The sequence below is a fragment of the Actinospineispora eucalypti genome (assembly GCF_039543365.1).
GTDB lineage: Bacteria > Actinomycetota > Actinomycetes > Mycobacteriales > Pseudonocardiaceae > Pseudonocardia > Pseudonocardia eucalypti.
On record NZ_BAABJP010000007.1, the window covers coordinates 307,424 to 333,552 of the forward strand.

The window sequence follows — 26,129 nt, forward strand, 5'->3', positions numbered from 1 at the left end:
CGGCGCGTTGCTCGTCGATCAGCCGGGTGCGGGGGCGACCACGGCCGCGTTCTGCGGGCCGGCCGGCGGCGCCGGCGATGCGGGCGCGGGCGGCGCGTTGTGCAGCGCGGAGCCGGCCTGGTACTCCTCCCAGGACATCAGCCAGTCGGGGATGTCGCCGTCCGCCTTGGTCAGCGGCTTGGCGGAGCCGACGATGTTCACCGGGTCGCCGATCTGCACCCAGTCGAAGAAGGTCCTCCCGTTGGCCGGGGACAGGTTCACGCAGCCGTGGGATACGTTGGACCGGCCCTGCTGGCGCACCGTGGCCCCGTTGACGTGCACGAACTCTCCGTTCCCCGAGATCCGCACGGCCAGCGGCAGCACCTCGTCGTAGAAGCCGGCCTCGCCCTCCTCGGGGCCGCCCCAGCTGTCCGAGCGCATCCGCTTGGTGATGTGCTTCTCGAAGGCCACGTGCATGCCGAACTGGGTCGGGTACTGCGGCCGGCCGAAGGACGCCGGGAAAGTGTTGATCACCTGGCCGTCCTGGAACAGCGTGAGCGTGTGCTTGCCGGCGTCGCCCAGCGCCTCCTGGTGGCGGCCGATGGTGAAGCTCATCGTGTGGTCGGCCGAGCCGAAGGTGCCGCCGCCGGCGTCGATGCCGCGCAGCGAGGAGACCACGTTGACCTTGGTACCGGCCGGCCAGAAGACCTGCGGGCGCCAGTTGACCTGCTCGTTGTCCACCCAGTGGAAGGAACCGACCACCGGCACGCTGGTCTGCACCTGCAGCCGCCGTTCCACCGCGGCCCGGTCCTTGACCGCCCGGTTGAAGTGGATGGAGATCGGCATGCCGACGCCCACCGTCGCGCCGTTCGAGGGCCGGGTGGCCCGTACCGCCAGCGTGTTGGCCGGCTTGAGCGTCTGGAAGTTGCTGGTGAACGGCGGGGCCGGGTGACCGTCGGGACCGACGGCGGCGGCCGAGACGGTGTACGCGCTGTTGAACGCCAGCGGCGCGGACACCCAGGTCACCTTGTCCGGGGACATGGTGCCGGCCAGCGGCTTGCCGCCGGGGCCGGTGACGGCCACCGAGGCGAGCGTGCCGCGCTTGGCGGTGAGGGTCAGCGGCTCCAGGATGCCGACGCCCTGCGCGCCGGGTGGGATCGACGGGACGACGGTGGTGGTGGCCTCGGCGGCCACCGGCGCCCGATCGACACCCAGCATCGACGCCGGGGTGGCCTTCAGCGCGGTGAGCGTCGAGCTGACCCCCACCGCGAGCGCCGCCACCGCCAGCGCCATCCGGATCAGCGTCCTGCCGTCCCGCACCCAGCGCACCCCCTTGAGGTTCCCCATCTTAGGTCGAGTCATACCCTCAGGCCCCAGGGGACGCGATCACGGAGGGGTATCGACGCTATGCCGATCGGGTGGACTCGGCGGCCGCTGGAGGAGCACGGCCTGCTCTCAGGCCGCTCTCAGACGTTCGCGCAAGACTGTTGACATGCGGATTCTCGTGGTCGACGACGACCGGGCGGTGCGTGAGTCGCTGCGGCGCTCGTTGGCGTTCAACGGTTACCAGGTAGACCTGGCGACCGACGGGCAGGCCGCGCTCACCGCGATCAACATGTCCCGGCCGGACGCACTGGTGCTGGACGTGATGATGCCCCGACTGGACGGTCTCGAGGTGTGCCGGCGGTTGCGTGGCACCGGCGACGACCTGCCGATCCTGGTGCTCACCGCGCGGGACGCGGTCTCCGACCGGGTGGCCGGGCTGGACGCGGGCGCCGACGACTACCTGCCCAAACCCTTCGCCCTCGAGGAGCTGCTGGCGCGGTTGCGTGCGCTGCTCCGCCGGCGCAGCCCCGCCGGCGTGGGGGAGCCGGGTGCGGCGCCGCTCCGGTTCGCCGACCTGTCCCTGGACCCGGATACCCGCGAAGTGCGCCGGGGTGAGCGGGAGATCAGCCTCACCCGCACCGAGTTCTCCCTGCTCGAGCTGCTGCTGGCCAACCCGCGCCGGGTGCTCACCCGGGGCCGGATCCTGGAGGAGGTCTGGGGCTACGACTTCCCGACCACCGGCAACGCGCTCGAGGTGTACATCGGCTACCTGCGCCGCAAGACCGAGTCCGAGTCCGAGCCCCGGCTGATTCACACCGTGCGCGGGGTCGGCTACGTGCTCCGGGAAAGCCCGCCCTGAGCACCGTGTTGAGCCAGCGGTTCGGCGCGCGGATCTCCCTGCGGATGCGGGTGGCGCTGCTCGCCGCGATCATGGTCGGGTTGTCCACCGCCGGCGTGTCCGCGGCGGCCTTCTGGATCGTCCGGCACTCGCTGTTCTCCGACCTGGACGACCAGCTCTACCAGCGGGCCGCCGTGGTGGTGGCCAGCGGCGTCGCCGAGGAGCCGCAGAACCTGCCCGCCGCCGCGCTGTACGGCTCGGACATCCGGGTGGAGCTGGTCGACGGGCAGGGCGGCGGTTTCCAGATCAAGAACGCGCCCACCCCGCCGGTGGGCGAGCCCGAGCTGGCGGTCGCGGCGGGCAAGAAGGACAGCTCACTGCGCACCGTCCACGACCAGCGGGTGCTCGCGGTGCCGGCCGGCGGCGAGGGGCTGGCCCTGGTGCTGGCCCAGCCGATGGACCCGGTGCGCCACACGCTGGCCAAGCTGGGCGTGGTGCTCGCGCTGGTCGGCGGGGCCGGTGTGGTGCTCGCCGCGCTGGCCGGGGCCACCGTGGCCGGCGCCGGGTTGCGGCCCGTGCAGCGGCTGACCGCGGCCACCGAACGGGTGGCCAGAACCGGCGACCTGCGGCCCATCCCGGTGAGCGGCAGCGACGAGCTGGCCCGGCTGACCCACAGCTTCAACGTCATGCTCGCCGCGGTGGCGGCGGCGCAGGAGCAGCAACGCCGGCTGGTCGCCGACGCCGGCCATGAGCTGCGCACGCCGTTGACCTCCTTGCGCACCAACATGGAGCTGCTCATCGCGGCCAGTAAACCGGGCGCGGGCGCGCTCTCCGAGGCCGACCGCCGGGAGATCTTCGACGACGTGCGCGGCCAGATCCAGGAGCTGTCCACGCTGGTCGGCGACCTGGTCGAGCTGGCGCGGGAGGACGCGCCGGGGGCGGTGCACGAGGCGGTGGACCTGGTCGAGGTGGTGGAGCGCGCGCTGCAGCGGGCCCGCCGGCGGGCCGGCGAGGTCCAGTTCGAGGAGCACCTCATGCCGTGGGTGCTCAACGGGGACGCCACCGCGTTGGAGCGCGCGGTGCTGAACCTGCTGGACAACGCCGTGAAGTGGAGCCCGCCGGGCGGCGTGGTGCGCGTCGGCCTGCACGCGCTGGGGGACGGCACCGCGATGCTGGAGGTCGCGGACGCCGGCCCGGGCATCGCGGACGAGGACCTGCCGCGCGTATTCGACCGCTTCTACCGGGCCACCGAGGACCGCGGCCGCCCCGGCAGCGGCCTCGGCCTGGCCATCGTGAAACAGGTGGCCGAGCGGCACGGCGGCGCGGTGCGCGCCGGCCGCGGCGCCGACGGCGGAGCGTTGCTGGCCGTCCGCCTCCCCGGCGCCCCCGAGCTCGCCCACACCTGAACCGCCTCGCGTTAACTAAGGCTCGGACGGCGGAGCTGGGTGGTCTGCCCCGGCTCGGGCCGCGCCCGTTGCCCCGGTTGCGGCGCGGCTGTCACTTCCGTTACACGAGTGGTACGTGGGTTCCCTAGCGCAACCAGAGTGACGAATGGTGCGGCGCAGGCGGCCAATTTAATGATCAGCAGGACATGGTGGTCGTTCTTGGGGCCGCCGGGTGACCCTGAGGTCCTGATGACCATGAACGAGCGGAAACGTAACCGGCCGTACTCCGAGCCGCCACGGTTGGCGATCACGCCCGCCACCGACACCAACGCGGGCTCTGGACAGTCTCAGTCAGGCCAGAAAATCTGATACAGTACGACTTGTATCGAAAAGGAGAGTCGGATGGACCCGGTGCTTGTGTTGCTGTGGCTGAAGGTGCTGTTGGTAGCCGGGCTGGCCACCTACCTGAGCCTGTTCGTGCTGAACAACCTGACCGATCCGGGCACCAACTCGGCGGCCGTCGAACGAATGATGAGCATGCGCGAGCTGCGCGACGACCCGCCGCTCGGCCGGGGCGTGCTCTGGCGGGCGGTCACCGCGCCGGCGGTGCATCGGGCGGCGTTCGCGCTGGTCGTCGTGGTTCAGGCGATCGGTGCGGGAGTGCTCTGGCTGGCGGCGGCGCTGCTCGCCATGGCCGCTTTCCAGGGCTACCCGGTGGCCGGTGCGATCGGGGTGGCCAACCTGGGGCTGGCGGTGCTGGTCGCGCTGTGCCTGGGTTTCCTGCTCACCGGCCTCTGGTTCTCCTACTGGGTGAAGATGGGGCCGGTGCAGCAGGGCCACACCACGTTGCTGCTCATCGGCCTGGTCAGCGTCCTCACCGTCAACATCTAACGAGAGAGGAGCTCTCATGACCACGCAACCGTGGCCGGACACCCTGCCGGCTCGCCAGGTGCGGATCGCCCGGCCGACCGACCGGCTGGACGAGGTGATCGACTTCTACGCGGGCGGCCTCGGGCTGCCCGAGCTGTTCCGGTTCGACGACCACGCCGGCTACCGGGGGGTGATGCTCGGCCTGCCCGGCGCGGACTACCACCTGGAGTTCACCCAGCACGAGGACGGCAGCCCGGGCACGGCGCCGACCATGGACAATCTGCTGGTGTTCTACTTCGACGGCGCCGAGCAGGTGGACCGGATCGTGCGGCGGCTGGCCGAGCGCGGGCGTCACCCGGTTCCGCCGGAGAACCCGTACTGGACGGAGCACGGCGCCGTCACGTGCGAGGACCCGGACGGTTGGCGGGTGGTGTTGATGCCGAAGCCGGACTTCGCCGGGTGAGCGGCCCCGGCCGGCACCGGGACCCGGACATCGACGCGGCCGTGCGGACCGCCACGCTCCAGCTGCTGCGCGAGGTCGGCTACGCGGACCTCAGCATCGGGCAGATCGCCAAGCGGGCCGGCGTGTACCGCCCGGCGATCTACCGTCGGTGGCCGTCCAAGCAGGACCTGGTCACCGACGTGCTGGCCGCCGCGATGGGCCGGTCGCCGACGCCGGACACCGGGAACCTGCGGGCCGACCTGCTCGCCGGGATCGGCACCGTGCTCGACGGACTCACCGAGGAGACGCTGGGGCACGTGCTGATCCCGTTCGCCGCCGACCTGGGGGGCCAGCCGGAGCTGCGCGCGGAGTTCTTCCGGCGGGTGTTCGACGCCCGCCGCGCGTCCACCGAGCAACGGCTGCGCGCGGCGATCGGCGCCGGGGAGGTGCGCGGGGACATCGACATGCCGTTCGTGCTGGACGCCCTCGCCGCGCCGTTCTACTACCGGCGGCTGTTCGGGCACGCGCCGCTGGACCGGGCGCTACTGGAGCGGACCGTCGACCTGGTGCTGGCCGGCATCCGGGCCGAATAGCCCTCGGCGCAGCCGCGGGTGCCTCATCCCGGTGAACTCGTTAGTGCTAACGGGGGCGGCTTCGGAGATCTTTCGAGGGGTGACGGGCCGCTGGATGGGCCGGCGGCCTACCCTCGTGGTCTCGAGACTCGTCCGGGTGATTCTGGCCGCCGCGCGGCCGGTCCCGGACGGGTCTCCCGGACAAGCCGAATCGCACATCACGGTGAGGGTATGGCCCACGACGACAAGACGCCCGGGCAGCAGAACGACGCGACGGAGCGGACGGCGGACTCCGAAGCGCGCTCGAGCAGCGCTGCCGATGCCCGGGGGACCAGCCAACGGCCCGACGAGGACGGCGAGTCCCGCCCGGAGGATGTGACCACGGCGATCAAGACGGAGTCCGACCCGGACTCGGAGTCCCCGTGGTCCAGAGGGGGACAGGGGCAGGTGGCGTGGCCCGAGCCGCCCTCCTCGGGCCAGCCCGAGGCGAACCGGCCGCGGTATCCCGACAGCTCCCAGCCGGCCGGCCCTGAGGCATCGGGGCCGGCGTACCCCGACAGCTCCCGCCCGGCCGGACCTGCGCCGGCCGAGGCGTCGCGGTCCGGCGCGCCCGAGTCCTTCCGGCCGGGCGCACCGGCCTACCCGGGCGAGCAGTACCCGGGTACTCAACCGTTCCCGCCGGCCGGGCCGTATCCCGGCGGCGGGCCCTACCCGCAGCCCTTCCCCAATGGCGGGGTGCCGTACCCGGGTGCGCCGGCCGGCCCGCCGCCGTACCCGGTGGCCGTCGGTCGCCCCGGCGGTCCGCCGCCGGGCACGCCCCCGCCGCCGGGCTTCCCCGGATTCGGTCCGCCGCCGGAGACGAAGCCCAGGCCGGCCAGGGGCGGAGGTGACCGGCCGCGTCCCCGTTGGCTCGGCGCGGCGGCGATCGCGCTGGTCGCCGGGCTGCTCGGTGCCCTGGTGGGCGGCTACGTCGGGGTGCGGGCCGGCGGTTCCGACAGCGTTTTGAACTCGGCCCTGCCCGGGATCGGCACCTCCAGCGAGGCCGAGACGGCCGTGGAGGGCGTGGCCAAGCGGGTGCTGCCCTCGGTGGTGCAGATCCGGCTGCGCGCGGGCAACAAGGCGGGCGCGGGTTCCGGCATCGTGCTCACCCAGGACGGCCTCATCCTCACCAACAACCACGTGGTCGAGGACGCCGCCAACGGCGCCGGCAAGCTCACCGTGCTGTTCCAGAACTCCAAGCGCGCCGAGGCCCAGATCGTCGGCCGCGACCCGACGTCGGACGTGGCGGTGATCCGGGCGCTGAACGTGAACGGCCTGAGCCCGATCGCCCTGGGCAACTCCGACGAGGTGCGGGTCGGCCAGCAGGTGGTGGCGATCGGATCGCCGCTCGGCCTCGGCGGCACGGTCACCACCGGCATCGTGAGCGCGGTGAACCGGGCGGTGTCCATTCCCCGGGAAGAGGACCCGAACGCCAAGCCCGAGGTCCTGGACGCGATCCAGACCGACGCCGCGATCAACCCGGGCAACTCCGGCGGGCCGCTGGTGGACATCGACGGGCGGCTGATCGGCATGAACACGGCGATCGCCAGCCTCGGCGGCGGGCGGGGTGACCAGGGTGGTTCGGTCGGGCTCGGCTTCGCCATCCCGATCAACCAGGCCAGGCGGATCTCCGACGAGCTCCAGCGCACCGGGCAGGCCACGATGCCGCTGATGGGCGTCTCGGTCGGCGGGCCCACCCAGGGCGAGCCGACCGACCTCGAGCCGGGCGCACGGGTGGCCGCGGTCGCGCCACCGGACGGCCCGGCCGGCAAGGCGGGCCTCAAGCCGGGTGACCTGGTCGTGAAGATCAACGACCGTGCTATCACCACACCGGATGAACTTGTCGCGGCGGTTCGCTCCCGAGCCCCGGGCGACACGATCACGGTGGTGCTCAGCGACGGGCGCACCTTCCAGGTCGTGCTGGGCGGGGAACCGGCCAGGTAGGGCCGCATGTACCCGGGGATTATCCGCGCCGTGACGCGTGTTGCTTTTGTGGTTCGAGTGAGGGGTGAACAGGTCACCTTTCGAAAACAGCCGCGGATTCATGGCGCCGAATCGGCCATTTGCGGGTACCGTAGGGGACATCCAGTCAGTCCTGGCCCTGTGCTAAGGGTCAGGCTTTAGCCGCCGCGCCGGCGTAGGTCCCCCCTCCCCACGCCGGCGCGGCTCCTTTTTGCCCAAAGTCGGCCGGTGCGACACTTGCGCACCGGCCGTTATCAGTTGTGCGCAGTTACCTACTTTGGTAACAGGCCAGAGGTGTCAACCGACTTTCTCCCCGACCGGACTTCTTGGGGAGCAGACGATGAGCCAGCCGCCGACGCCACGATCAGCCGGCGAAACGTGGCCGCCGCTGGGCCGCGCATCGCGGCGCAACGGGTTCGGGCTCATCTCCCTCGGCCTGGCCGTGCTGGGCTTCGCCACCGGCTGGGTGCGCGGCCTGGTGCCGGTATCGGTGGCCCTCGGTGTGGCCGCGGTGTTGTTCGGTGTGTTCGGCTGCCTGCGCATCAGCCGGGGGGAGGCCACCAACACGGCGGTCACCGTGGCCGGGCTCGCCCTCGGCGCCGGCGTCGCGGTGGTGTCGATGATCGCCGTCTACGCCTGACCACCGGCGATCTTGGCGACCCCGGTGCCGCTTCGGGCGGGGTGGGGCGACCGGATAGGGTCTCAGGCATGGAGATGGCTGCCCCCAGGCTAGGGCGCGCCCTGGTCGTTATCGTGGACGACCGGGCGGCGCACGCCGAGCACGAGGACACCAGCGGACCGCTGGTCACGGAGCTGCTGGACGAGGGCGGCTTCGTGGTGGACGCGGTGGTCACGGTGCCCGGTGAGGCGGTGGCCATCCGCAACGCGCTGAACACCGCGGTGATCGGCGGGGTGGACCTGGTGGTGACCGTGGGCGGCACCGGGGTGTCCCCCAGGGACGTCACCTCCGACGCCACGGCGGGCGTGCTGGACCGCCCGATTCCCGGCATCGCCGAGGCCATCCGGGCGTCCGGGCTGGCCGCCGGCGCGATCGACGCCGGGCTGTCCCGCGGGTTGGTCGGCGTTTCCGGCAGCACCCTGGTGGTGAACCTGGCGTCATCCCGGGCCGCGATCCGGGACGGCATGGCCACGCTGACCCCGCTGGTGCCGCACGTGGTCGAGGAACTTTCCGGGCTCGACGAGGGCTGAGGCCCACCGGTGGCCGACGCCGACGAGCCGGACCACGCCGACGGCGGACCCGACGGTCCGGGCAGCGACCGCACCGGACCGGACGAGCCGGACAGCGACCGCTTCGGACCAGACCAGCCGGACCGGGTGTGCGCCGCACCCGACGAGCCGGACGGCGACCGCTCCGGACTGGACCAGCCGGGCCGGGTGCGGGCCGAGGTGGAGCGCCGGCGCCGGCTGGCCGAGGTGTTCGGGGACGTGCTCCCCGAGTCGACCAGCGACGACGTCGACGCCGGCCAGGCCGCGCCGGACCGCTCCGGCGACGAGCGCTGGTACACCGAAAACCGCCCGCCGCACCACAACTAAGAGCTGACGCCCCGTTCAGGACTCGCGTCGTTGCTCGGCCTGGGCGCGCAACAGGTCGCGGATCTCCTTCAACAGCTCCACGTCGGTCGGCTCGGCCGGCCCGGCCTCCTCGCCCCGCTTGCGGCGCTCCTGGATGGTGCGCATGGGCAGCACCACGGCGAAGTAGATCACCGCCGCCACCACCACGAAGTTGATCGTGGCGCTCAGCAGGGTGGCGATGTCCACCACGGTGCTCGGCTTGTCGGCGACCAGCTGCACGCTCATCCCGGGGCTGGTCGGCGGGGTCACCGCGTTCAGGAACGGCTTGATGATCCGGTCGGTGAACGCACTGACCACCGAGCTGAACGCCGCCCCGATCACCACGGCGACCGCCAGGTCGACCACGTTCCCGCGCAGCAGGAAGTCCTTGAAGCCCTTCAGCACCGGTTCTCCTTCTCAGATCAACGGAGGGTGATCGTCACCTCCTGGCTCAGCGTGGCCGCGGCCAGCCTAGTGGCCGCCGCGCGCGGCACCGCGACCAGAACCAAACGGCCCCGACCAGCGGTTTTGTCGTCAGCAGGGAGCACGGCCAGTACCGTCGCCCCGGCCGCGAGCACGTTCGGCGAGTCCGCCCGGGGGCCGATGGTGACCACGTCCACCAGCCGGCCGGGCCGTAGCAGGGCGGCCAGGTCGGAGTCGGCCAGCCGGATCGGCACGCTGGCCGCGTCGGCGCCGTCCCCGGCCCGGCGGATCAGCTCGGGGCCGGCCAGTCGGACGGAGGTCAGCGGTTCGCCCCGGTTCGCCGCGCCGGCCAACACCTGCCCGGCCGCTTCGGCGGGTTCGCGCAGCGAGCCGCTCGGGGCGAGCTCGGGAGGCCAGTGCACCAGCCGCACGTCTTCGGCGCGCAGGGTGACGCCGGGGCCGAGGTCACGGCCGGCGACCAGCACCGGCACGCGCTCCGGCTCGGCCGGGCCGCGTACGGCCAGTAGCCCGGCGGTGAGCACCAGCGCACCGGCCAGTGCCCGGCGCAGCCACACCACCCGCCGCCAGCCGAGGCGCAGGGTCACCCGGTCCACCAGGGCCGACCAGTCGGCCGCGGCCGAAGCCAGGGGTTCCCGCCACGGGGGATGCCATCGCTTGTCCGTCACCCGGACGAAGGTATTCGGGCGGGCGCGCCGAATCAGCCCCGTCCCGGTCGCCTGTGGACAACCGGGGGCATGTGGATAACTCCCGGTCAGATGGCCGGGCGCGCGCCCAGTTGGGCGCGTGCGGGGTGAGGGGGCTCCTGGACCACCGAAACCGCCCGGGATGCTTGATGATCATCGATTACCTGGTCAACATGACACCAGGGCTGCACCGGGCAGCGCAAAGCGACCACCACGTCATGCTGATCATGAGCTGACCGCCGGTTCACGTACCGCTCGCGAAACAGAAGTGACGGACGGGAAATCAGCAGGTCGCGCCCGGGCTGCGGGCCCGGCGGTCAGCTGGCCTTGGCGGTGGTGCTGGTGCTGGTCGAGCTCGACGAAGAGCTCGACGAAGAGGACGACTCGGCCGACTTGGCGGGCTTGCTGCCCTCGGAGGGCTTGCTGTCCGAGGACGACTTGTCGCCGGACTTCTCGCCGGAACCGCCGGTCACCGCGCCGGCGCGGCTGTCGGTGCGGTAGAAGCCGCTGCCCTTGAACACGATCCCGACCGAGGAGAACACCTTGCGCAACCGGCCCGCGCACTCCGGGCACTCGGTCAGCGTCGCGTCGGTGAAAGCCTGCACGGCTTCGAACCGATGTCCGCAGACCGTGCACGCGTACTGATACGTCGGCACCGCTCTACCTCCACTTGGCACTCACACTCGTTGAGTGCCAGTTTAGCTCAGTGCGCAACGAGCGGGAGGTTGCGTAGGCCACCGTGTGGGGTGAGCACTCCGGTCATCGGTGCGTCGTGCGGTTCGGCGGGCAGCCGGGGGACCAGTTCCTCATCCCGTACCACCGCGACCAGCCGGGTGCCCGGCGCGGCCAGCGGCAGCGTCCGGTCGTACCAGCCGGCGCCCCGGCCCAGCCGCACGCCGAGGTGGTCCACGGCCAGTGCGGGCAGCAGCACCAGTCCGGCCCCGGCCACCGCCGAGGGTCCCAGCCGGGGGGTGGTCGGTTCGCGCAGCCGGTACGGGCCGTCGGCCAGCGCCCCCGCTCCTCCGTAGGGCGCCCAGTCCAGCGGTCCGCGCTCGGCCGGCACCACCGGCAGCAACACCCGGTGACCCGCATCACGGAGCGTATCGAGCAGCTCGAGGGACCCCGGCTCGCCGCCCACCGGCAGGTAGCAGCAGACCGGCCCGGCGGCGTCCCGCGCGGCGGCCACCGCGCCGGCGGTGAGCAGCTTCGCCTCGGCCGCCCGCACCTCGGCCGGCACCGCCCGGCGGCCGGCCAGCAGCCGCTCCCGCCAATCCCGCTTGCTCACCGGCGTGTCCACCATCTGAGCAGGCTATCCACTCTCGACTACGCTGCCCGACCATGCAGGCTTCTCGTCCGTTCCGTACCGCGATCGTCCCCGCCGCCGGGCTGGGGACCCGATTCCTGCCGACCACGAAGACGGTGCCCAAGGAGCTGCTCCCGGTGATCGACACGCCGGGTATCGAGATGGTGGCCGCCGAGGCCGCCGAGGCGGGCGCCTCCCGACTACTCATCGTCACCTCGCCGGGCAAGGACGCGGTGGCCGCGCACTTCGCCCCGCAACCCGAGCTGGAAGCCACCCTGGCCGCGCGGGGCAAGGATGCGCTGGCCGCCAAGGTGCGCCGCGCCGCCGAGCTGATCGAGGCCGGCACGGTCACCCAGGACGAGCCCAAGGGACTCGGCCACGCGGTCGGCTGCGCCGGCGACGCCCTGGGTCCCGACGAGGACGCGGTGGCCGTGCTGCTGCCGGACGACATCGTGCTGGCCGCCCCCGGCGAGCCCAGCGTGCTCTCCCGGATGGCCGCCGTTCGCGAGCGGCTGGGCGGCAGCGTGCTCTGCGCGTTCGACGTGCCGCGCGAGCAGATCAGCGCCTACGGCGTGTTCGACGTAGACGACACGGTCGATTCGGGCGACCCGGACGTCAAGCGGATCCGGGGCATGGTGGAGAAGCCGCCGGCCGACCAGGCGCCGTCCACGCTGGCCACCGCCGGCCGCTACCTGCTGGACCGGCAGATCTTCGACGCGCTGAAGCGGATCAGCCCCGGTTCCGGCGGCGAGCTGCAGCTGACCGACGCGGTCGCGCTGCTGATCGCCGAGGGGCACCCGGTGCACGTGGTGGTGCACCGGGGCGGCCGGCACGATCTGGGCAACCCGGGCAGCTACCTGCGCGCCTTCGTCGACTTCGCGCTGGCCCACCCGGATTACGGGCCGGCGCTGCGCGAATGGCTCACCGATCGGCTGACCTTCCCCGACGAGCCGGTACGCGGGGCGTGACGCGGAGGCTCCGGCAGGCGTTACGCATCTAGGTAGCCGGTTACTAAAGGGGAAATGTCGGGGGCGTGAGATCGGTCGACGAGCAGCTCGCCCGGGTGCTGGACACCGCTGTGCGGCCGGCCCCGGTCCGAGTCGCGATCACCGAGGCGCAGAGCATGCTGTGCGCCGAGGAGGTGGTCGCGCAGCGCGCGCTGCCCGGCTTCGACCAGGCGGCGGTGGACGGCTACGCGGTGCGCAGCGTGGACGTCTACGGCGCGGGCCGGAACAACCCGGTGACGCTGCCGGTGGTCGGCGAGATCGCCGCCGGGTCCCGCCAGCCGCACCGGCTGCAGCCCGGCCAGGCGGTCCGGCTGGTCACCGGTGCGCCGCTGCCCACCCTGGCCGACGCGGTGGTTCCGGTGGCGGACACCGACGGCCACCCGGCGCAGGTGTCCGTGTTCCGGGCGGTGCCCTCGGCCGCGTTCGTCCGGCGCATCGGGGAGGACGTGCAACCCGGTGACATCGCGGTTCGCCGGGGTTCGGTGATCGCCGCCGCCCAGGTCGGGCTGCTCGCCGCGGTGGGGCGGGACCGGGTGCTGGTGCACCCCCGCCCCCGGGTGTCCGTGCTCTCCGTGGGGGACGAGCTGGTGGACGTGGCGCGCGACCCCGGCGCGGGCGAGGTCTACGACGTGAACTCCTACGCGCTGGCCGCCGCCGCGCGCGACGCCGGCGCGGACGCGCAGCGGGTGGGCCTGGTGCCCCGCGACCCGCCCCGGCTGGTCGACGCGGTGGAGGACCACCTGGCCAACAGCGAGATCATGGTGATCTCCGGTGGCATCGGTGGGGCGGCGGGTGACCAGGTGGTGGACGCGCTCGGTGAGTTGGGCGACATGGACGGCACGCGGGTGGCCATGCATCCCGGATCCATGCAGGGGTTCGGGCGGCTGGGCCGGGACAAGGTGCCCACCTTCCTCCTGCCGGCCAACCCGGTGGGCGCGTTGGTGCTGTTCGAGGTGCTGGTGCGGCCGCTGATCCGCACCACGCTGGGGCGGAACGACCCGAGGCGGCGGCGCATCAAGGCCCGCCTGCTCTCCCCGGTCACCTCCATCCCGGGCCGGCGCGGGTACCTGCGCGCCCGGCTGCTGCGCGAGGAGGCCACCGGCGAGTACCTGGTGCAGCCGCTGGGTTCCTCCGGTACGCAGCTGCTCACCGCGCTCGCCGAGGCCAACTGCCTGATCGAGCTGCCCGAGCGGGTCACCGAGGTCACCGTGGGGGAGCAGGTCACCGTGGCGTTCCTCGCGCCGCGCGGCTGAGCGTGGAGGCCTCGGCGGTGGGCTACCCGACCGACCCGATCCAGCTGGGCCGCCACCCCGGCTGGCCGGCCACGCTGGGCCGGCTGCGGGTGCCCGGCGGGTTGGTGGGGTTGCGCCCGGTGCGGCTGCGCGACGGCGGGGCCTGGTCGGCCATCCGGTCCCGCGACGAAGACCACCTCGCGCCGTGGGAGCCGTTCGCGGCGGGTTCCTGGGCCCAGCGCAACACCCCCGCCGAATGGCCGGCCCGCTGGTACGGGTTGCGCCGGTTGGGGCGCAGCGGGCTGGGGCTGCCGTTCGCGATCACCGTGGGCGGCCGGTTCGCCGGGCAGGTCATGGTGGGCAACGTGGTGCGCGACCCGCTGTGGTCGGCCTACGTGGGCTACTGGCTGGACAGCCGGCTGACCCGGGGCGGCGTCACCACCGCCGCCGTGGCGCTGGTGGTGGACCACTGCTTCGGGCCGGTCGGGCTGCACCGGCTGGAGGCCACCGTGCGCCCGGAGAACGAGGCCAGCCGCCGGGTGCTGGACAAGCTCGGCTTCCGCGAGGAGGGGCTGTTCCGCCGCTACCTCAACGTGGAGGGCGGGTGGCGCGACCATCTCTGCTACGCGCTCACCGTGGAGGATCTGGACGTCGGGGCGGTCTACCGGCTGATCCGCGAGGGTCGCGCCACCCGGCGGTAAGTCGATCACCGGTGAGGACGGCCGTCCGGCGGAACCCTCAACGACCACTTGGAGCAATCCCCGGCTCCGACCGGCCACAGCCGCCACCGGCCCCGGCGCGTCGCCATGATCGCGACGGAATCGCTGGTTACCGTGGGCCAAGCCAGTACGACCATGGAGGCTTGGGTGCCCAGCTCTCTGTTGTTCGCTGGGCTGGTGGCCACCTGGTTGGCCGTGCTGCTGCCGATGGCCGCTCGCCGTCGTGCACCGATGTCCCGTCCCAGCGACGCGGCGCTGTCCAGCCGGGTGCTGAACCGACCCCGTCCCCGCGCAGCGGAGGTGAACACGATGCCCATTACGGATCCGGCCGGCTCGGTGGCCGGGGCGGCCGCCCCCTCCGAGTCGGCGGAGTACCGGGCGGAGCTGCCCCGGCAACGCGGGTTCCGTCCCGGCCGGGGCGGCTACGACGCCGAGGCGGCCGCGCTGGCCGCGCGCGCCCGCTACGCCTTCCGGCAGCGCCTGGTGCTCGCCCTGGCCCTGCTCGCGGTGGCCTCCGGCGTGATCGCGGCGGTGACGAAGCTGAACCAGGCCTGGGCGGTGCACGGTGCGCTGCTGCTCGGCCTGGTCGGCTACCTGGTCTACCTGCGCCGGCAGGTCCGGCTGGAGCAGGAGATCCGCGCCCGGCGCGCGGCCCGGATGGCCGGCAGTCGGCGGCGCACGGTGGCCGACGCGGTCCGGGAGGCGGAGCTGCGCCGCGCCGGGGAAGAGGCCGAGGACACCGAGTACGACGAGTTCGACGACTACGACGAGCTGGACGGCTACCCCGGCGCGGACGACGAACCGGAGCCGGCCGGGGAGCAACCGGACGGCGAGTCCGGGCTGCCCCGGTTGCGCCCGGCCGCCCCGCCGCCCCGGCCCGACGGGACGGTGGTGCTCGAACTCGACGACGAGGACCCTGGCCTGCACGATCTTGACCACGACACGCAACGGGGATACCGGCGCGCGTCGGGTCAATGAGGGGCTGATAAGCTTCGTCCCGCGTCCGGGTTCCTAGCCGGCGGGACGTACTGGGGCTGTGGCGCAGTTGGTAGCGCGACTCGTTCGCATCGAGTAGGTCAGGGGTTCGATTCCCCTCAGCTCCACTCGGATTATGTCTGCGGAGTGCGCAGACCAATTTGGAGCTTCCTAATTCCGGGGGGCCGAGCCCCCCGAGACCCCCCACGGTGCGGTGGTCACCTTGGTTGGGGTCAGCTTGCTTCGCTCGCTGGTGGGGTTTCTAGTTTTGCTCTTAGGGTGCGGGTTTGGTCGCGGCGGGTTTTTAGGGTTTGGCGGTATAGGCGATTGTCGGTGTGGGCGATTTCTGAGGTTAGGGCGCGGGCGGTCGAGTCGAGGATTTCGCGGAGGAACTCGACTTCGTCGTCGTGGAGGTTGAGGTTCATGGGGGCCTCCTGATGGGGTGACTGGCGTCACAGGGTTGGCCCGTATCAGGATGGCACGTCGGGGGGCGCTGGCACAGACCTCGGCACAGGTCTCAGGGGTGGGTGGTCGGGGTGGTCGGTGGGTTTTACGCAGACCACGTCCTCGAAGCGTTGCAGGGCTACGGTGGCCAGGAGCATTGCTATCGGGACCAACACCGTTAGCCATACGTAGGCCGGGACGCTGCCCATGCCTGCACCCCCAACCGTCGGACCGAAGCTTTCTAGCAGTACCCCGCTCGCCGGTGGTTACACGTGGGCGGATGTCCTCCTTTCGGTGTTTGCCCGGCGGACGGTGGCGGCCAGGGTGAGGGCGGCCAGGGCGGTGGTGGCCAGCAGCAGCGTGGGTGGCGACCACCGGGGCTGGGCGGCGGCCAGCAGGTAGGGGAGCGCGAAGCCGAGGTAGGAGAGGGCCTGGTAGGTGGCGGTCAGGCGGGCCAGCCGGTGCGGCGGGGCCAGGCGCTGGACCTCCTGCAGGCCGCACACCTGGCAGTAGCCGTAACCGGCGCCCAGGGCCAGGCAGGCCACGGCGACCAGCACCGGATCGGCCGCCGCGGCGGCCCCGGCGGCCAGCAGGAGGCCGGCGATCACCACCAGCAGTGAGGTGGCGAGCAGCCGGGTCGGCCGGGTGGCCACCCGGCGGGCCAGCGGTTGCGCGGCGATCCCGGACAGCGCCGGCAGCGTGGTGACCAGCGCACTGAACAGCAGGGCCTGCCCGGCCAGCCGGTGCGCGACCAGGCCGGGCAGGTAGGCCAGGGCCACGGTGGCCGAGCCGAACACCCAGGGGGCCAGCGGGGCAACCACGCCGAGGAAGCGACGCCGCGCGGCCGGCGACCAGTTCTCCGTACCGGATGGCGGCGACGGGGCCCGGGTCTCCGGCGCGCGCCACGCCAGCGGCAGCGCCACCAGGCACAGCGCCAGGTGCGGCAGGTACGGCAGCACGGTGTGCGCCGGCCCCCACTGGGCGAGCAGCCCGGCGACCAGCGGCCCCGCGCCGAACCCGGCGGTCATCGCCACGGTGGCCCGGCGGGCGCCCGGACCGGGTTCCCCCGGTGTGCCCGGCCGGGAGAGCTCCTTGATCCACACGGTGCCTGAGCTGAACGCCGCGCCGCTGGCCACCCCGGCCACCAGCCGGCCGGCGAACAGCCAGCCGACACCGGTTCCGCCGGCGATCAGCAGCAGGCTGGCCAGCAGCGAGACGACCAGCGACGGCAGCAGCACCCGGCGCCGGCCGAAACGGTCGGACACCGGCCCGCCGAGCAGCAGCCCGGGGATCAGCCCGGCCGCGTACAGGCCGAAGGTGGCCTGGGTGACCGCGGGCGAAAGGCCCAGCTCGGCGCGGTACATCAGCAGCAGCGGGGCGAACTGGTTGGCGCCCCAACCTACCGTGGCGACCGCGACCGCGGCGGCCACCCAGCCGCGGCCGGCCGGCATCTGTTTCGTTGTCACGGAGCAATGCTGGCCGCCGGCCTCCGCCGCCGCGAGTGGCTGGAACGCCAATATGCGTACAGTTTGAGACATGACCGTGGTTGCCGTGGCCGTCACCGAGGGAATCCCGCTGTTCGAGGTCGCCGTGCCCAGCGCGGTGTTCGGCATCCCGCGCCCCGACCTGGTCGACCCGTGGTACGAGTTCATCGCCTGCGCCCCGCCCGGTGCCACGGTCGGCGGGTGGCTGCGCGCGGACACCCCGCACGGCCTGGCCGACCTGGCGCGGGCGGACACGGTGATCGTCCCGGCCTGCCACGACACCGGCACCGAACCGCCCCAGGAACTGCTGGACGCCCTCCGCCAGGCGTACCGCAACGGCGCCCGGGTGGCCTCGATCTGCACCGGGGCGTTCGTGCTCGCCGCCGCCGGGCTGCTGGACGGCCGGCGCGCCACCACCCACTGGATGCACGCGGCGGAACTGGCCGCGCGCTACCCCCGGGTCCGGGTCGACGACAAGGTGCTCTACCTGGACCAGGACAACATCCTCACCTCGGCGGGCAAGGCGGCCGGCATCGACCTGTGCCTGCACATGGTCCGCGCGGACCACGGGGCGGCGGTGGCCAACGCGGTCGCCCGGCGGATGGTGGTGGCCCCGCACCGCGAGGGCGGCCAGGCGCAGTTCATCGCCGCGCCGATGCCCAGCGGGGAGGACGACCGGCTGGCCGAGCTGCTCGACTGGGCCGCCCAGCACCTGGACCAGCCGATCACCGTGACCGACCTGGCCACCCGCGCGCACCTGAGCACCCGGCACCTGACCCGGCGGTTCCTCGAGGTCACCGGCACCACCCCGCTGCGCTGGCTGCTCACCCAGCGCATCCACCGCGCGCGGGAGCTGCTGGAACGCACCGAGGACGGGGTGGAGCTGGTGGCCGCCCGGGTGGGCATGGGCACCGGGGCGACGCTGCGCCGGCACTTCAACCGCGCGGTCGGCGTGCCCCCGGACGCCTACCGCCGGACGTTCCACGGCGCCGCGCGATGAGTTTTCCCCGCCTTGCTGGTCGATACCCGTGAGTTCCGACGGACGAGGAGGCACCGATGAGCGAGCTGGACAAACGTTTCACCGCCACCCTGCGCAAGAGCCCGAGCAAGGGTGGCTGGACCTACGTGGTGATGGACGGTTCGGCCGAGTACTTCGGTACCCGGGGCCTGGTCAAGGTCGGCGGCACCATCGACGGGCACCCGTTCCGCAGCTCGTTCATGGCGCTGGGCGACGGCACCCACAAGCTCCCGGTGCGCGCCGACCTGCGCAAACTGCTCGGCAAGGTGGCCGGTGAGGAGGTCGCCGTGCACCTCACCGAGCGCCTCGGCTAGCTGTACGGCCCGGCCCGGCCCTTCGAGCTGGCCCGGCCGACGTTAGCGGTCCTCGTCGCAGGTTGATCGCCATCCGTGGCGACTCAGCGTCGAAAATCGACGCCAAACCGCCAGAGACAACGATCACCCCATCGACCGGGGTGGAAGGCGACCAGCGGGGCCGCCCGCACACCACCCGCGAGCGCCCCAGCAGTGGCACCCGCATCCCGGTGAACGGAAGCCGCGCACTCCCTTGTCCGCACCGACCGGTCGTGATCGTGCGTAGTGTCGGCCGCACGCATCAGGCGGCACCCGAGCGGCGGCAGACCGCCTGGCCGCGCCGTCCAAGCCGATCTTTAGAACCGACATAGCCACCTGACCGGCCGATGGCCGCCCGGCGTGGGAGGGGTGGGGGCGATGTTGCGGAAGCCTACGGGTTTGATCGATTGTGCCGCGGTTGGTGGATGTTACGGGTGAGCTATCGCATACATTATTCAAGTGACCACCTGGCGGGACGCCGACGTCCCGGATCAGACCGGCCGCGTCGCGGTCGTGACCGGCGCGAACACCGGAATCGGGTTCGAGATCGCGCTGGCTCTGGCCCGGTACGGGGCTTCGGTGGTGCTGGCCTGCCGGAACCGGGAACGGGCCGAGGCGGCCGCCGCCCGGATCGACGAGCAGGTGCCGGACGCCGAGGTGTCCGTCGCGGTACTGGACCTCGCCTCGCTGGCCTCGGTGCGGGCCGCCGCCGCCGAACTGGTCGAGCGCCACCGGCGGATCGACCTCCTGATCAACAACGCCGGCGTGAACAGCCACTCGGCCCGCACCGAGGACGGGTTCGAGCTGCACTTCGCGGTCAACCACCTCGGCCACTTCGCCCTCACCGGCCTGCTGCTGGACCGGATGCGCGACGTGGCCGGTTCCCGGGTGGTGACGGTGAGCAGCCTGGTGCACCACGTCGGCCGGATGGACCTGGACCGGCTGGACGACCCGCGCCGGGCCTACGTGCGCGCCAAGCTGGCCAACCTGATGTTCAGCCTGGCGTTGCACCGGTGGCTGGAGCGGGCCGGCGCGGCGACCATCGCGGTGGCCGCGCATCCCGGCGGGGTGAGCACCGACCTGCTCCGTGAGCTGCCGTTCTGCCTGCGCTGGGCGACCAGCGTGATCGGCGGCTCGCTGTTCGGCCTCACGGCGGCCAAGGGGGCCCGGCCGACCCTGCGCGCGGCACTGGACCCGGCGGCGCGCGGCGGGGACTTCTACGGTCCGGGAGATCCGGTCGAGCTGTTCGGCGGGCCGGCCCGGGTGCACTGCGGCGCGCCGGCCGTGGACGTCGAGGTGCAGGACCGGCTGTGGGCCGAGTCCGAGCGGCTGACCGGGGTGCGGTTCGGCGACCGCGGCTTCTTGTAACCGTTACAAGTAAGCTCGGGGCATGGGGGAACGCATGGACCCGCGCCGGCGGCGCACCCTGGACGCACTGCTGCGCGCCGCCGAGGAGATCTTCAGCGAACGCGCGGTGGACGAGGTGACCGTCGAGCAGATCGCCGAGCGGGCGGGCGTCGCGGTGGGGTCGATCTACAACCACTTCGGCTCGAAGGCCGGGCTGCACGCCGCCGTCGTGGAGCGGGCGCTGCGGGTGGACCGGGAGCACATGGACCGCGCCTACCTGCCGGGGCGGGACCCGGTGGAGCAGGTGTTCGCGGCGGCCGATCAGTACCTGGCGTTCTATCTGGAGCACCCGGAGTACTTCCGGATGCTGGCGTTCCCCGGTGAGCCGGGGCGCTACCCGGCGGGGCGGGAGCTGGCCGACCGGTTGGTGAAGGAGGTCAACGAGCAGAACGGCCGGCTGGTCGCGGCGCTGCGGGCCGGGGTGCGGTCCGGCCGGCTGCGGGACGTCGACCCGGAGGAGGCGGCGACCGTGCTCTGGGCCGCGTGGAACGGGGTGATCAGTCTGGCGTGGCGGCCGGACCGCCTGCGTCGAGATCCGGCCGAGCTACGCCGGCTGCTCGCCACCGCCAGTGACCTGGTGGCGCACGGCCTGCTCAAGTCCGCCCGGGGCTGAACCGTCGACCCGCATCCAGGCGTCGGGCGCGCTGGACACGGGACGGCGCTCAGTGCCGGGCCATGTAGAGGTCGCGCAGTACGCCGGCCTCCAGCTCCATCTCGTCCAGGCGGGAGCGGACCACGTCGCCGATGCTGATCACGCCGACCAGCTCGCCGTCGGAGAGCACCGGCAGGTGGCGGTGCCTGGTCCGGGTCATCTTGACCATCACGTCGGCGACCGAGTCCCCCGGCGCGCAGTGCGGCACGTGCTGGGTCATCACCTCGGACACCGGCATCTGCAGCAGCGCGATGCCGTGCCGCCGCATCTCCCGCACCACGTCCCGCTCGGAGATGATCCCGGTGTAGCCGCGCGGCACCCCGGTCACCACCACAGCGCCGATCTTCGGCGGACCCACCAGATGGCTGATTGCCTGTTCGACTGTGGCCCAGGGCTGGATGGTGATCACCGAGCTGCCCTTGGCACGCAGCATTGATTCGACCTTCATGCTGACCTCCGATCGTGGCGGTGGTGCAGGCACTTTCGAGGCTAAACTCGCTGGTTCTGGATCTGCAATGACGGTCTGACCGGCTGGCTGAGAGGACATCTCAGCGCCTCCGCGTCAAGCCGCCATTTGCGGAGTCACGTGAAACCTAGCGTTCCTGAGAGTTCTAAGGTTTGCCGGTGCCCCGATCGATCTATTACCGCCGCCGGATCGTGGCGGCCGGCGCCCTGGTGCTCCTGGTCGTCGGCGCGGTGGCCCTGGTGATCGCCAGGATCCCGGGGCCGCCCGGCTGCACGGTCACCCTGGCGACCGCGCCGGACCGGGTGCTGGAGTACCCGTTGACCGTCGAGCAGGCGGACAACGCGGCCACCGTCGCGGGGGTCGGGCGCAAGCTCGGCATGCCGGACCACGCGGTCACCGTGGCCATCGCCACGGCCATGCAGGAGACCGGCCTGCGCAACCTCCCGCACGGCGACCGGGACTCCCTCGGACTGTTCCAGCAGCGCCCCAGCCAGGGGTGGGGGAGTGAGGCCCAACTGATGGACACGGTGTACGCCAGCACCGCCTTCTACCAGCGGTTACGCCAGCAGCCGAACTGGACGCGGCTGGAGGTGACGGACGCCGCGCAACTGGTTCAGCGGTCCGCCACGCCGCTGGCCTACGCCCGCTGGGAGCCCATGGCGAGGGCGGCCGCGGCGGCGCTCACCGGCGAGGCCGAGGCGTCGCTGGCGTGCCGCAACCTGAAGCTCGCGCCGGCCTCTCCGGGCACCCTGGTCCGGCTGGCCGAGCGGGAGCTGGGCACGGCCGCGCTGAGCGGTGCGCAGCCGCCGGAGCGGGGTCGCGCATTGGCCAACTGGTTGGTCGGGCACGCGGCGCGGGCGGGCGTGGACCGGGTCAGCGCGAACGGCAGTTCGTGGACGGCCGAGGCCGGTGAGTGGGCCGAGGAGGGTCCGCCCGACGGGCAGCTGCGACTGCGCCAGAGCCCGCCCGACGAATGAAAATTTCCCTCGGCCCTCAGTGATGTGTCAAAAAGCATGTACGGCGTGTCATCACCGTTACGTCCGGCCGGGTGGCTTTAGCATTCCGAACCGTCACCCGTCGAAGTGAATGCGTGAGGTAATCATGATCACGGCGTTCCGCTGTCCCGCCGAGCGTCAGCACCGGTTCGCGATCCTGGACGCCGGTGGCGGGCCGAAGGTGTTCGGCCTGGCGATGCGCTGCCCGATGTGCCCCGAGCCGACCGAGGCCGAGCAGTTGGCGGAGATCGTCGCGGCCCGCCGGCGCACCCTGGCCGGGGTGGCGGGGCTGCCCGAGCCGGTGCGGGCCGAGCTGCTGATGTCCGGGGCGATCGACTCGATCCACCGGGGCACGGTCACCGATGTGCTGGAGGCCGCGTGGCGCTGGCAGGCCCGGCACGGCGGCACGCTGCCCGTCCCGCTGCGCGGCGTGCCGGGCCCGACGTCGGCCGAGGTGCTGGAGGCCGCCACCCGTTTGCTCGATTCTCCGGCGCTCAACTGAGCCGCTGACCTGCGGAGACGGCGCGGAGTAATCGAAGCCTATCCTCAAGATCACCCGCTTGCGGGGCGGCTCTCAGGGTGACTGAGCAGTACGGTTTGACCATGGGTACCCCCGTATGGATGAGGTGGCGGCCACTGGCTGTCGCTTTGATCGCCTGCTTCCTCGCCGCCTGCGGCACGACCAGCACGGGGCGACCCGGCGACTTCCCGCCGCTCCCGTCCGACGCCGGTGACGACCGCGCCGCGCCGCCGGTCGCGGTGACGACCAAGGGCCCGCACAAGTTCAAGCACTCCACGCCGTCCGGGCGCCCGGTCTCCTTCGACCCGTGCCGGCCGATCCACTACGTGATCAACACGGCGAACATGCCGGACAAGGGCGCGGACATGGTCCGGGAGGCACTGGACCAGATCAGCCAGGCCAGCGGCTTCACCTTCACCGACGACGGGACCACCGAGGAGGCGGTGCCGACCGGTGAGCGGCCGCCGGTGCAGGAGCGCTACGGCGACAAGTGGGCGCCGATCATGTTCGCCTGGGCCGACCAGGCCAAGGTGCCGGCGCTGGCCGGTTCCGGCGGCCTCGGCGTGAACTACCCGATCTCGCCTTCGGGTCCCGAGTCGGAGCGCTACACCACCGGCATGGTGGTGCTCAACTTCCGCTACTTCGCCGACTGGCAGACCCGGCGCAACGGCTACCAGGTCACCCGCGCCTCGGTCATGCACCTGACCATGCTGGTGCTCGGCCTCGACGACGTCGGCGACCGGCGTGAGGTGATGGGCCGGTCCAGCACCAGCGACAAGCTCGGCCCCGGTGACCGCCAGGGCCTGGCGATGCTCGGCGCGTCCCCCTGCTACAGCGACACCTGAGGCCTGTGTTGCGTTTGGGGTGAGTGGGTTTCAAAGACGGCTTGGACGGCGGAGCTGGGTGGTCTGCCGCGGCTTGGGTGGCCTGTTGCGTTCGATCGCCCACGTTCATGGTCACCAGGGCACCGTGGTCGCTCGACGGCCACGAAAGGGGCCGCCATGTCCTGGTGATCATGAATTTGGCGTCGGACCATCGGCCCCGCATGATCAACTCACCCTCAGAGACGCTACCCGCGAGTAAAACGTCTCCCACGGTGAGTTGATCATCAGATGAGTTGATCATCAAAAGCCGGCGCGGACGCCGAACCGAACGTCGCGGGCCGCTCCCGAGCCGCGCCAGACCACCCAGCTCCGCCGTCCAAGCCGTCTTTAACCCCACCCACCGCAAACGCAACGGGAGAGGCTCAGTGGTGGCTGGCCGGGACGGTGGGGGTGGGGAGCTGGTCCAGCAGGCCGCGCAGGGACCGGTCGGTGAGCTGGTAGTGGATGGTGCGGCCGTCCCGGCGGGTGGTGACCACGCCGTGCGCCCGCAGCAGCCGCAGCGACTGGGAGACCGTGCTGTCCTTCACTCCGGTGGCCACCGCGAGGTCGGAGACGCAGATCTCCCCGGCATGGTGGATGCACAGCAGCAGGGCCAGCCGGGTCTGGTCGGCCAGCAGGGCGAACCGGGTGGCCCAGTCGTGCAGGGCCTCCCCGTCCGGCAGGTGCGCGATTGCCGCGCACACCCGCTCCCCGTCCTGGACGGCCCGCGCGTTGTCCGGATCGAGTAGGTGCACCTGTCCTATTCTGTCAGGCGCCCAACCGGTTAGGAGATCACGGCGCTATGCCTGAGCCCCAACGGCTACCCCCGGCCGAGGGCGAGCCCCCGGACTGCCCCGCCCGGGAGGACCCCGCCACGCTGGGCTTCACCCGCCGGCCCAAGGTGCGCTGGCTGGCCCCGGCCATGCTCGCGCGCACCGGCGCCCAGGTGGCCGTGTCGCAGGTGTTCGGCGCGTTCCTGGACCGCCGCGAGCTGCAGGCCCTGGAAACCGCCGACCCGCTGGACCTCTCCGGGGAGGTCGAGGACGGCGAGTTCTGGCTGGACTACGTCGCCGACCTTGGGGACGGGTTCGACGCGACCGCCACGGTGGCCAGCCAACTCGCCGAGGAGGAGCTGGAGCTGCCGGACGCCGACGGCCAGCCCCACCCGACCAGGGCCGGCCGGTTGCTGGTGATGGGGGGCGACCAGTGCTACCCGGTGGCCTCCCGGTCCAACTACGCCGACCGGCTGGTCGGCCCGTACCGGATGATGCTGCCCTGGACCGACCGGCCGCGCACCCTGCTGGCGCTGCCCGGCAACCACGACTGGTACGACGGCCTGACCAGCTTCCTGCGCCAGTTCTGCCAGGGCCGCTGGATCGGTGGCTGGCGGACCGTGCAGCGCCGCAGCTACTTCGCGGTGAAGCTGCCCGGCGGGTGGTGGCTGTGGGGCATCGACATCCAGCTCGGCGTCGACATCGACCAGGAGCAGCTGGACTACTTCCGCCGGGTGGCCGAGCGGGTCGCGCCGGACGACGCGATCGTGCTGTGCTGGGCCATGCCGGCCTGGGTGGAGTCCGGCAAGGACAACCCGGAGGGCTACGCGCCGCTGGAGTACTTCGAGCGCACGGTCATCCCCGACCGGCGGATGCTGCGACTGTCGCTGTCCGGCGACCTGCACCACTACGCGCGCTACCGGGGCCAGGACGAGGCCGGTCAGCAGAAGATCACCGCCGGTGGCGGCGGCGCGTACCTGTTCGGCACCCACAAGCTGCCCGAGCGGGTCCAGCTGCCGCCGGTGGAGTCGCACGACGTCGGCAAGCAGCCGCCGGTCACCTACCAGCTGGAACGGTGCTACCCGGACAAGGCCACCTCCAAGCGGCTGCGCTGGGGCATCCTCGGCTCGATCTACCGCAACAAGGGGTTCTGGCTGGTCCCGGCCATCGTGTACCTGCTGCTCGGGGTGACCCTGCGCCGGGCGTTCCCGGCGCTGGCCGAGCCCGACTGGTGGCTGGCCAGCGTGCCGGACCTGGTGCTGCTGATGGTGCTGGTGTTCCTGCTGTGGACCGGGCTGGGCCTGTTCACCGGCTTACGCCGGCGACGCAACCCCCGGCTGCGCGCGGCGGTCTCCGGTCTGCACACGGCGGCCCACCTGGCGTTGGTGACGCTCACCGTGGTCGGCGTCGAGCTCTGGTCGGAGGCGCTGGGCTGGTCGCCGGAGACCGGGGTCGCCGCTGTGCCGTTGGCCGCCTGGCTGGTCGGTGGCCTGGCCGGGCCGGCCGTGGTGGGGGTATACCTGTTGCTCGCCGACCACGCCGGGCCGCACGGCGTGAACACCGAGGAGCTGTTCGCCGGCCAGGCTATACAGGACTACAAATGCTTCGTGCGGCTGCGCATCGCGGCGGACGGCACGCTCACGGTGTTCCCGGTCCGGATCGACCGGGCGGTGCGCTGGACATTCGCCGGCGGGGGCCGGCGGACGGAGAACGGGAAGGGGGTGAGCCGGTGGTATATCCCGGTGGACGGGGTGGAGCCGAGGCCGGCTTTGATCGAGCCACCGATCACCGTGCCGAAGCGACCGTAGTAAATTTCCCAGGCGTAAC

General features: G+C 72.3%; 30 protein-coding genes and 1 tRNA gene. 22 read left to right on the forward strand and 9 right to left on the reverse strand.

The genetic code is table 11. The features are described from left to right. Nucleotides 1-18: 18 nt before the first annotated feature. Nucleotides 19-1,326: a L,D-transpeptidase gene (locus ABEB12_RS08970; protein ID WP_345702677.1), complete on the reverse strand. Its 1,308-nt coding sequence runs from the start codon at nucleotides 1,324-1,326 to the stop codon at nucleotides 19-21. A gap of 145 nt (nucleotides 1,327-1,471) precedes the next feature. Between ABEB12_RS08970 and ABEB12_RS08975 the strand changes: the two genes are divergently transcribed. The 9 genes from ABEB12_RS08975 to ABEB12_RS09015 all read left to right on the forward strand — a co-directional run bounded on the left by ABEB12_RS08975 (nucleotide 1,472) and on the right by ABEB12_RS09015 (nucleotide 8,967). Continuing rightward, nucleotides 1,472-2,164, forward strand: coding sequence for a response regulator (locus ABEB12_RS08975; RefSeq protein WP_185064506.1), 693 nt, complete (start codon nucleotides 1,472-1,474; stop codon nucleotides 2,162-2,164). Between the two features lie 44 nt (nucleotides 2,165-2,208). Further along, nucleotides 2,209-3,549, forward strand: a complete 1,341-nt coding sequence (locus ABEB12_RS08980) for an ATP-binding protein (protein ID WP_185064734.1) — start codon at nucleotides 2,209-2,211, stop codon at nucleotides 3,547-3,549. A 381-nt stretch (nucleotides 3,550-3,930) separates the two neighbouring features. Then, the gene (locus ABEB12_RS08985; RefSeq protein ID WP_185064508.1) at nucleotides 3,931-4,419 is read left to right on the forward strand and encodes a DUF2165 family protein; all 489 of its coding nucleotides are present in this window, start codon (nucleotides 3,931-3,933) and stop codon (nucleotides 4,417-4,419) included. Between the two features lie 16 nt (nucleotides 4,420-4,435). Continuing rightward, nucleotides 4,436-4,861 (forward strand): VOC family protein, encoded by a 426-nt coding sequence (locus tag ABEB12_RS08990; RefSeq protein WP_185064510.1) that lies wholly within the window; start codon nucleotides 4,436-4,438, stop codon nucleotides 4,859-4,861. After that, a complete protein-coding gene (locus ABEB12_RS08995; protein WP_185064511.1) occupies nucleotides 4,858-5,433 on the forward strand; it encodes a TetR/AcrR family transcriptional regulator C-terminal ligand-binding domain-containing protein in 576 nt (191 codons plus the stop codon). The genes ABEB12_RS08990 and ABEB12_RS08995 overlap by 4 nt, the downstream gene beginning before the upstream one ends. 210 nt (nucleotides 5,434-5,643) lie before the next feature. Next, nucleotides 5,644-7,395: a trypsin-like peptidase domain-containing protein gene (locus tag ABEB12_RS09000; RefSeq protein WP_185064514.1), complete on the forward strand. Its 1,752-nt coding sequence runs from the start codon at nucleotides 5,644-5,646 to the stop codon at nucleotides 7,393-7,395. A gap of 358 nt (nucleotides 7,396-7,753) precedes the next feature. Then, nucleotides 7,754-8,053: a hypothetical protein gene (locus ABEB12_RS09005; RefSeq protein ID WP_185064515.1), complete on the forward strand. Its 300-nt coding sequence runs from the start codon at nucleotides 7,754-7,756 to the stop codon at nucleotides 8,051-8,053. 68 nt (nucleotides 8,054-8,121) lie between these two features. Beyond that, on the forward strand, nucleotides 8,122-8,622 hold the full coding sequence (locus ABEB12_RS09010; protein WP_185064517.1) for a molybdenum cofactor synthesis domain-containing protein: 501 nt from the start codon (nucleotides 8,122-8,124) through the stop codon (nucleotides 8,620-8,622). Nucleotides 8,623-8,631: 9 nt separating this feature from the next. Further along, nucleotides 8,632-8,967, forward strand: coding sequence for a hypothetical protein (locus tag ABEB12_RS09015; RefSeq protein WP_185064741.1), 336 nt, complete (start codon nucleotides 8,632-8,634; stop codon nucleotides 8,965-8,967). A 15-nt stretch (nucleotides 8,968-8,982) separates the two neighbouring features. Here the strand turns inward: ABEB12_RS09015 and mscL are convergent, their stop codons facing one another. The 4 genes from mscL to ABEB12_RS09035 form a co-directional block, all read right to left on the reverse strand. Continuing rightward, nucleotides 8,983-9,390: a large conductance mechanosensitive channel protein MscL gene (gene mscL / locus ABEB12_RS09020; protein ID WP_185064519.1), complete on the reverse strand. Its 408-nt coding sequence runs from the start codon at nucleotides 9,388-9,390 to the stop codon at nucleotides 8,983-8,985. Nucleotides 9,391-9,407: 17 nt separating this feature from the next. Beyond that, complete coding sequence (locus tag ABEB12_RS09025) at nucleotides 9,408-10,094, reverse strand: SAF domain-containing protein (protein ID WP_345702678.1); 687 nt, start codon at nucleotides 10,092-10,094, stop codon at nucleotides 9,408-9,410. A 335-nt stretch (nucleotides 10,095-10,429) separates the two neighbouring features. Further along, a complete protein-coding gene (locus ABEB12_RS09030; protein WP_185064521.1) occupies nucleotides 10,430-10,768 on the reverse strand; it encodes an FmdB family zinc ribbon protein in 339 nt (112 codons plus the stop codon). 47 nt (nucleotides 10,769-10,815) lie between these two features. Continuing rightward, the gene (locus ABEB12_RS09035; protein WP_185064523.1) at nucleotides 10,816-11,412 is read right to left on the reverse strand and encodes a 5-formyltetrahydrofolate cyclo-ligase; all 597 of its coding nucleotides are present in this window, start codon (nucleotides 11,410-11,412) and stop codon (nucleotides 10,816-10,818) included. Nucleotides 11,413-11,450: 38 nt separating this feature from the next. Between ABEB12_RS09035 and ABEB12_RS09040 the strand changes: the two genes are divergently transcribed. From ABEB12_RS09040 to ABEB12_RS09060, 5 genes are all read left to right on the forward strand, one after another. Continuing rightward, on the forward strand, nucleotides 11,451-12,383 hold the full coding sequence (locus ABEB12_RS09040; RefSeq protein ID WP_185064524.1) for a sugar phosphate nucleotidyltransferase: 933 nt from the start codon (nucleotides 11,451-11,453) through the stop codon (nucleotides 12,381-12,383). Nucleotides 12,384-12,448: 65 nt separating this feature from the next. After that, nucleotides 12,449-13,675: a molybdotransferase-like divisome protein Glp gene (glp, locus tag ABEB12_RS09045; RefSeq protein ID WP_185064526.1), complete on the forward strand. Its 1,227-nt coding sequence runs from the start codon at nucleotides 12,449-12,451 to the stop codon at nucleotides 13,673-13,675. 17 nt (nucleotides 13,676-13,692) lie between these two features. After that, a complete protein-coding gene (locus tag ABEB12_RS09050; RefSeq protein ID WP_185064527.1) occupies nucleotides 13,693-14,355 on the forward strand; it encodes a GNAT family N-acetyltransferase in 663 nt (220 codons plus the stop codon). Nucleotides 14,356-14,520: 165 nt separating this feature from the next. Continuing rightward, on the forward strand, nucleotides 14,521-15,351 hold the full coding sequence (locus ABEB12_RS09055; RefSeq protein ID WP_185064530.1) for a hypothetical protein: 831 nt from the start codon (nucleotides 14,521-14,523) through the stop codon (nucleotides 15,349-15,351). Between the two features lie 52 nt (nucleotides 15,352-15,403). Further along, nucleotides 15,404-15,476: transfer RNA gene (locus ABEB12_RS09060), tRNA-Ala, on the forward strand. Between the two features lie 105 nt (nucleotides 15,477-15,581). Here ABEB12_RS09060 and ABEB12_RS09065 read toward each other — a convergent pair. Both ABEB12_RS09065 and ABEB12_RS09070 read right to left on the reverse strand, forming a co-directional pair. After that, complete coding sequence (locus ABEB12_RS09065) at nucleotides 15,582-15,773, reverse strand: hypothetical protein (protein ID WP_185064532.1); 192 nt, start codon at nucleotides 15,771-15,773, stop codon at nucleotides 15,582-15,584. A gap of 285 nt (nucleotides 15,774-16,058) precedes the next feature. Further along, complete coding sequence (locus ABEB12_RS09070) at nucleotides 16,059-17,258, reverse strand: MFS transporter (RefSeq protein WP_345702679.1); 1,200 nt, start codon at nucleotides 17,256-17,258, stop codon at nucleotides 16,059-16,061. A 70-nt stretch (nucleotides 17,259-17,328) separates the two neighbouring features. Between ABEB12_RS09070 and ABEB12_RS09075 the strand changes: the two genes are divergently transcribed. From ABEB12_RS09075 to ABEB12_RS09090, 4 genes are all read left to right on the forward strand, one after another. After that, entirely contained in the window at nucleotides 17,329-18,276 is a 948-nt protein-coding gene (locus tag ABEB12_RS09075) for a helix-turn-helix domain-containing protein (protein ID WP_185064534.1), read from the forward strand. Between the two features lie 56 nt (nucleotides 18,277-18,332). Continuing rightward, on the forward strand, nucleotides 18,333-18,608 hold the full coding sequence (locus tag ABEB12_RS09080) for a DUF1905 domain-containing protein (protein WP_185064536.1): 276 nt from the start codon (nucleotides 18,333-18,335) through the stop codon (nucleotides 18,606-18,608). A 477-nt stretch (nucleotides 18,609-19,085) separates the two neighbouring features. Next, nucleotides 19,086-19,994: an oxidoreductase gene (locus ABEB12_RS09085; protein WP_185064538.1), complete on the forward strand. Its 909-nt coding sequence runs from the start codon at nucleotides 19,086-19,088 to the stop codon at nucleotides 19,992-19,994. Between the two features lie 22 nt (nucleotides 19,995-20,016). Further along, entirely contained in the window at nucleotides 20,017-20,646 is a 630-nt protein-coding gene (locus ABEB12_RS09090; protein WP_345702680.1) for a TetR/AcrR family transcriptional regulator, read from the forward strand. A 49-nt stretch (nucleotides 20,647-20,695) separates the two neighbouring features. On the opposite strand, the gene ABEB12_RS09095 is transcribed toward ABEB12_RS09090, so the two are convergent. Then, complete coding sequence (locus tag ABEB12_RS09095; protein ID WP_185064540.1) at nucleotides 20,696-21,133, reverse strand: CBS domain-containing protein; 438 nt, start codon at nucleotides 21,131-21,133, stop codon at nucleotides 20,696-20,698. Nucleotides 21,134-21,309: 176 nt separating this feature from the next. Between ABEB12_RS09095 and ABEB12_RS09100 the strand changes: the two genes are divergently transcribed. The 3 genes from ABEB12_RS09100 to ABEB12_RS09110 all read left to right on the forward strand — a co-directional run bounded on the left by ABEB12_RS09100 (nucleotide 21,310) and on the right by ABEB12_RS09110 (nucleotide 23,511). Further along, nucleotides 21,310-22,128 (forward strand): hypothetical protein, encoded by an 819-nt coding sequence (locus ABEB12_RS09100; RefSeq protein ID WP_345702681.1) that lies wholly within the window; start codon nucleotides 21,310-21,312, stop codon nucleotides 22,126-22,128. Between the two features lie 124 nt (nucleotides 22,129-22,252). Beyond that, entirely contained in the window at nucleotides 22,253-22,648 is a 396-nt protein-coding gene (locus ABEB12_RS09105; protein WP_185064542.1) for a hypothetical protein, read from the forward strand. Between the two features lie 101 nt (nucleotides 22,649-22,749). After that, nucleotides 22,750-23,511, forward strand: a complete 762-nt coding sequence (locus ABEB12_RS09110; RefSeq protein ID WP_185064543.1) for a hypothetical protein — start codon at nucleotides 22,750-22,752, stop codon at nucleotides 23,509-23,511. Nucleotides 23,512-23,912: 401 nt separating this feature from the next. Here the strand turns inward: ABEB12_RS09110 and ABEB12_RS09115 are convergent, their stop codons facing one another. Further along, nucleotides 23,913-24,284 (reverse strand): metalloregulator ArsR/SmtB family transcription factor, encoded by a 372-nt coding sequence (locus tag ABEB12_RS09115; RefSeq protein WP_185064545.1) that lies wholly within the window; start codon nucleotides 24,282-24,284, stop codon nucleotides 23,913-23,915. Between the two features lie 47 nt (nucleotides 24,285-24,331). Here ABEB12_RS09115 and ABEB12_RS09120 point away from each other — a divergent pair, with 47 nt between their 5' ends. Further along, a complete protein-coding gene (locus ABEB12_RS09120; protein WP_185064547.1) occupies nucleotides 24,332-26,110 on the forward strand; it encodes a metallophosphoesterase in 1,779 nt (592 codons plus the stop codon). The last annotated feature ends 19 nt before the right edge of the window (nucleotides 26,111-26,129 follow it).

Excerpts from the sequence above, each read along its gene's own strand:
- ABEB12_RS08970 (WP_345702677.1), bottom strand. The coding sequence starts at position 1,326 with ATGGGGAACCTCAAGGGGGTGCGCTGGGTGCGGGACGGCAGGACGCTG.
- ABEB12_RS08975 (WP_185064506.1), top strand. The coding sequence starts at position 1,472 with ATGCGGATTCTCGTGGTCGACGACGACCGGGCGGTGCGTGAGTCGCTG.
- ABEB12_RS08980 (WP_185064734.1), top strand. The coding sequence starts at position 2,209 with ATGCGGGTGGCGCTGCTCGCCGCGATCATGGTCGGGTTGTCCACCGCC.
- ABEB12_RS08985 (WP_185064508.1), top strand. The coding sequence starts at position 3,931 with ATGGACCCGGTGCTTGTGTTGCTGTGGCTGAAGGTGCTGTTGGTAGCC.
- ABEB12_RS08990 (WP_185064510.1), top strand. The coding sequence starts at position 4,436 with ATGACCACGCAACCGTGGCCGGACACCCTGCCGGCTCGCCAGGTGCGG.
- ABEB12_RS09000 (WP_185064514.1), top strand. The coding sequence starts at position 5,644 with ATGGCCCACGACGACAAGACGCCCGGGCAGCAGAACGACGCGACGGAG.
- ABEB12_RS09005 (WP_185064515.1), top strand. The coding sequence starts at position 7,754 with ATGAGCCAGCCGCCGACGCCACGATCAGCCGGCGAAACGTGGCCGCCG.
- ABEB12_RS09010 (WP_185064517.1), top strand. The coding sequence starts at position 8,122 with ATGGAGATGGCTGCCCCCAGGCTAGGGCGCGCCCTGGTCGTTATCGTG.
- ABEB12_RS09035 (WP_185064523.1), bottom strand. The coding sequence starts at position 11,412 with ATGGTGGACACGCCGGTGAGCAAGCGGGATTGGCGGGAGCGGCTGCTG.
- ABEB12_RS09040 (WP_185064524.1), top strand. The coding sequence starts at position 11,451 with ATGCAGGCTTCTCGTCCGTTCCGTACCGCGATCGTCCCCGCCGCCGGG.
- ABEB12_RS09065 (WP_185064532.1), bottom strand. The coding sequence starts at position 15,773 with ATGAACCTCAACCTCCACGACGACGAAGTCGAGTTCCTCCGCGAAATC.
- ABEB12_RS09075 (WP_185064534.1), top strand. The coding sequence starts at position 17,329 with ATGACCGTGGTTGCCGTGGCCGTCACCGAGGGAATCCCGCTGTTCGAG.
- ABEB12_RS09080 (WP_185064536.1), top strand. The coding sequence starts at position 18,333 with ATGAGCGAGCTGGACAAACGTTTCACCGCCACCCTGCGCAAGAGCCCG.
- ABEB12_RS09090 (WP_345702680.1), top strand. The coding sequence starts at position 20,017 with ATGGGGGAACGCATGGACCCGCGCCGGCGGCGCACCCTGGACGCACTG.
- ABEB12_RS09095 (WP_185064540.1), bottom strand. The coding sequence starts at position 21,133 with ATGAAGGTCGAATCAATGCTGCGTGCCAAGGGCAGCTCGGTGATCACC.
- ABEB12_RS09105 (WP_185064542.1), top strand. The coding sequence starts at position 22,253 with ATGATCACGGCGTTCCGCTGTCCCGCCGAGCGTCAGCACCGGTTCGCG.
- ABEB12_RS09110 (WP_185064543.1), top strand. The coding sequence starts at position 22,750 with ATGGGTACCCCCGTATGGATGAGGTGGCGGCCACTGGCTGTCGCTTTG.
- ABEB12_RS09120 (WP_185064547.1), top strand. The coding sequence starts at position 24,332 with ATGCCTGAGCCCCAACGGCTACCCCCGGCCGAGGGCGAGCCCCCGGAC.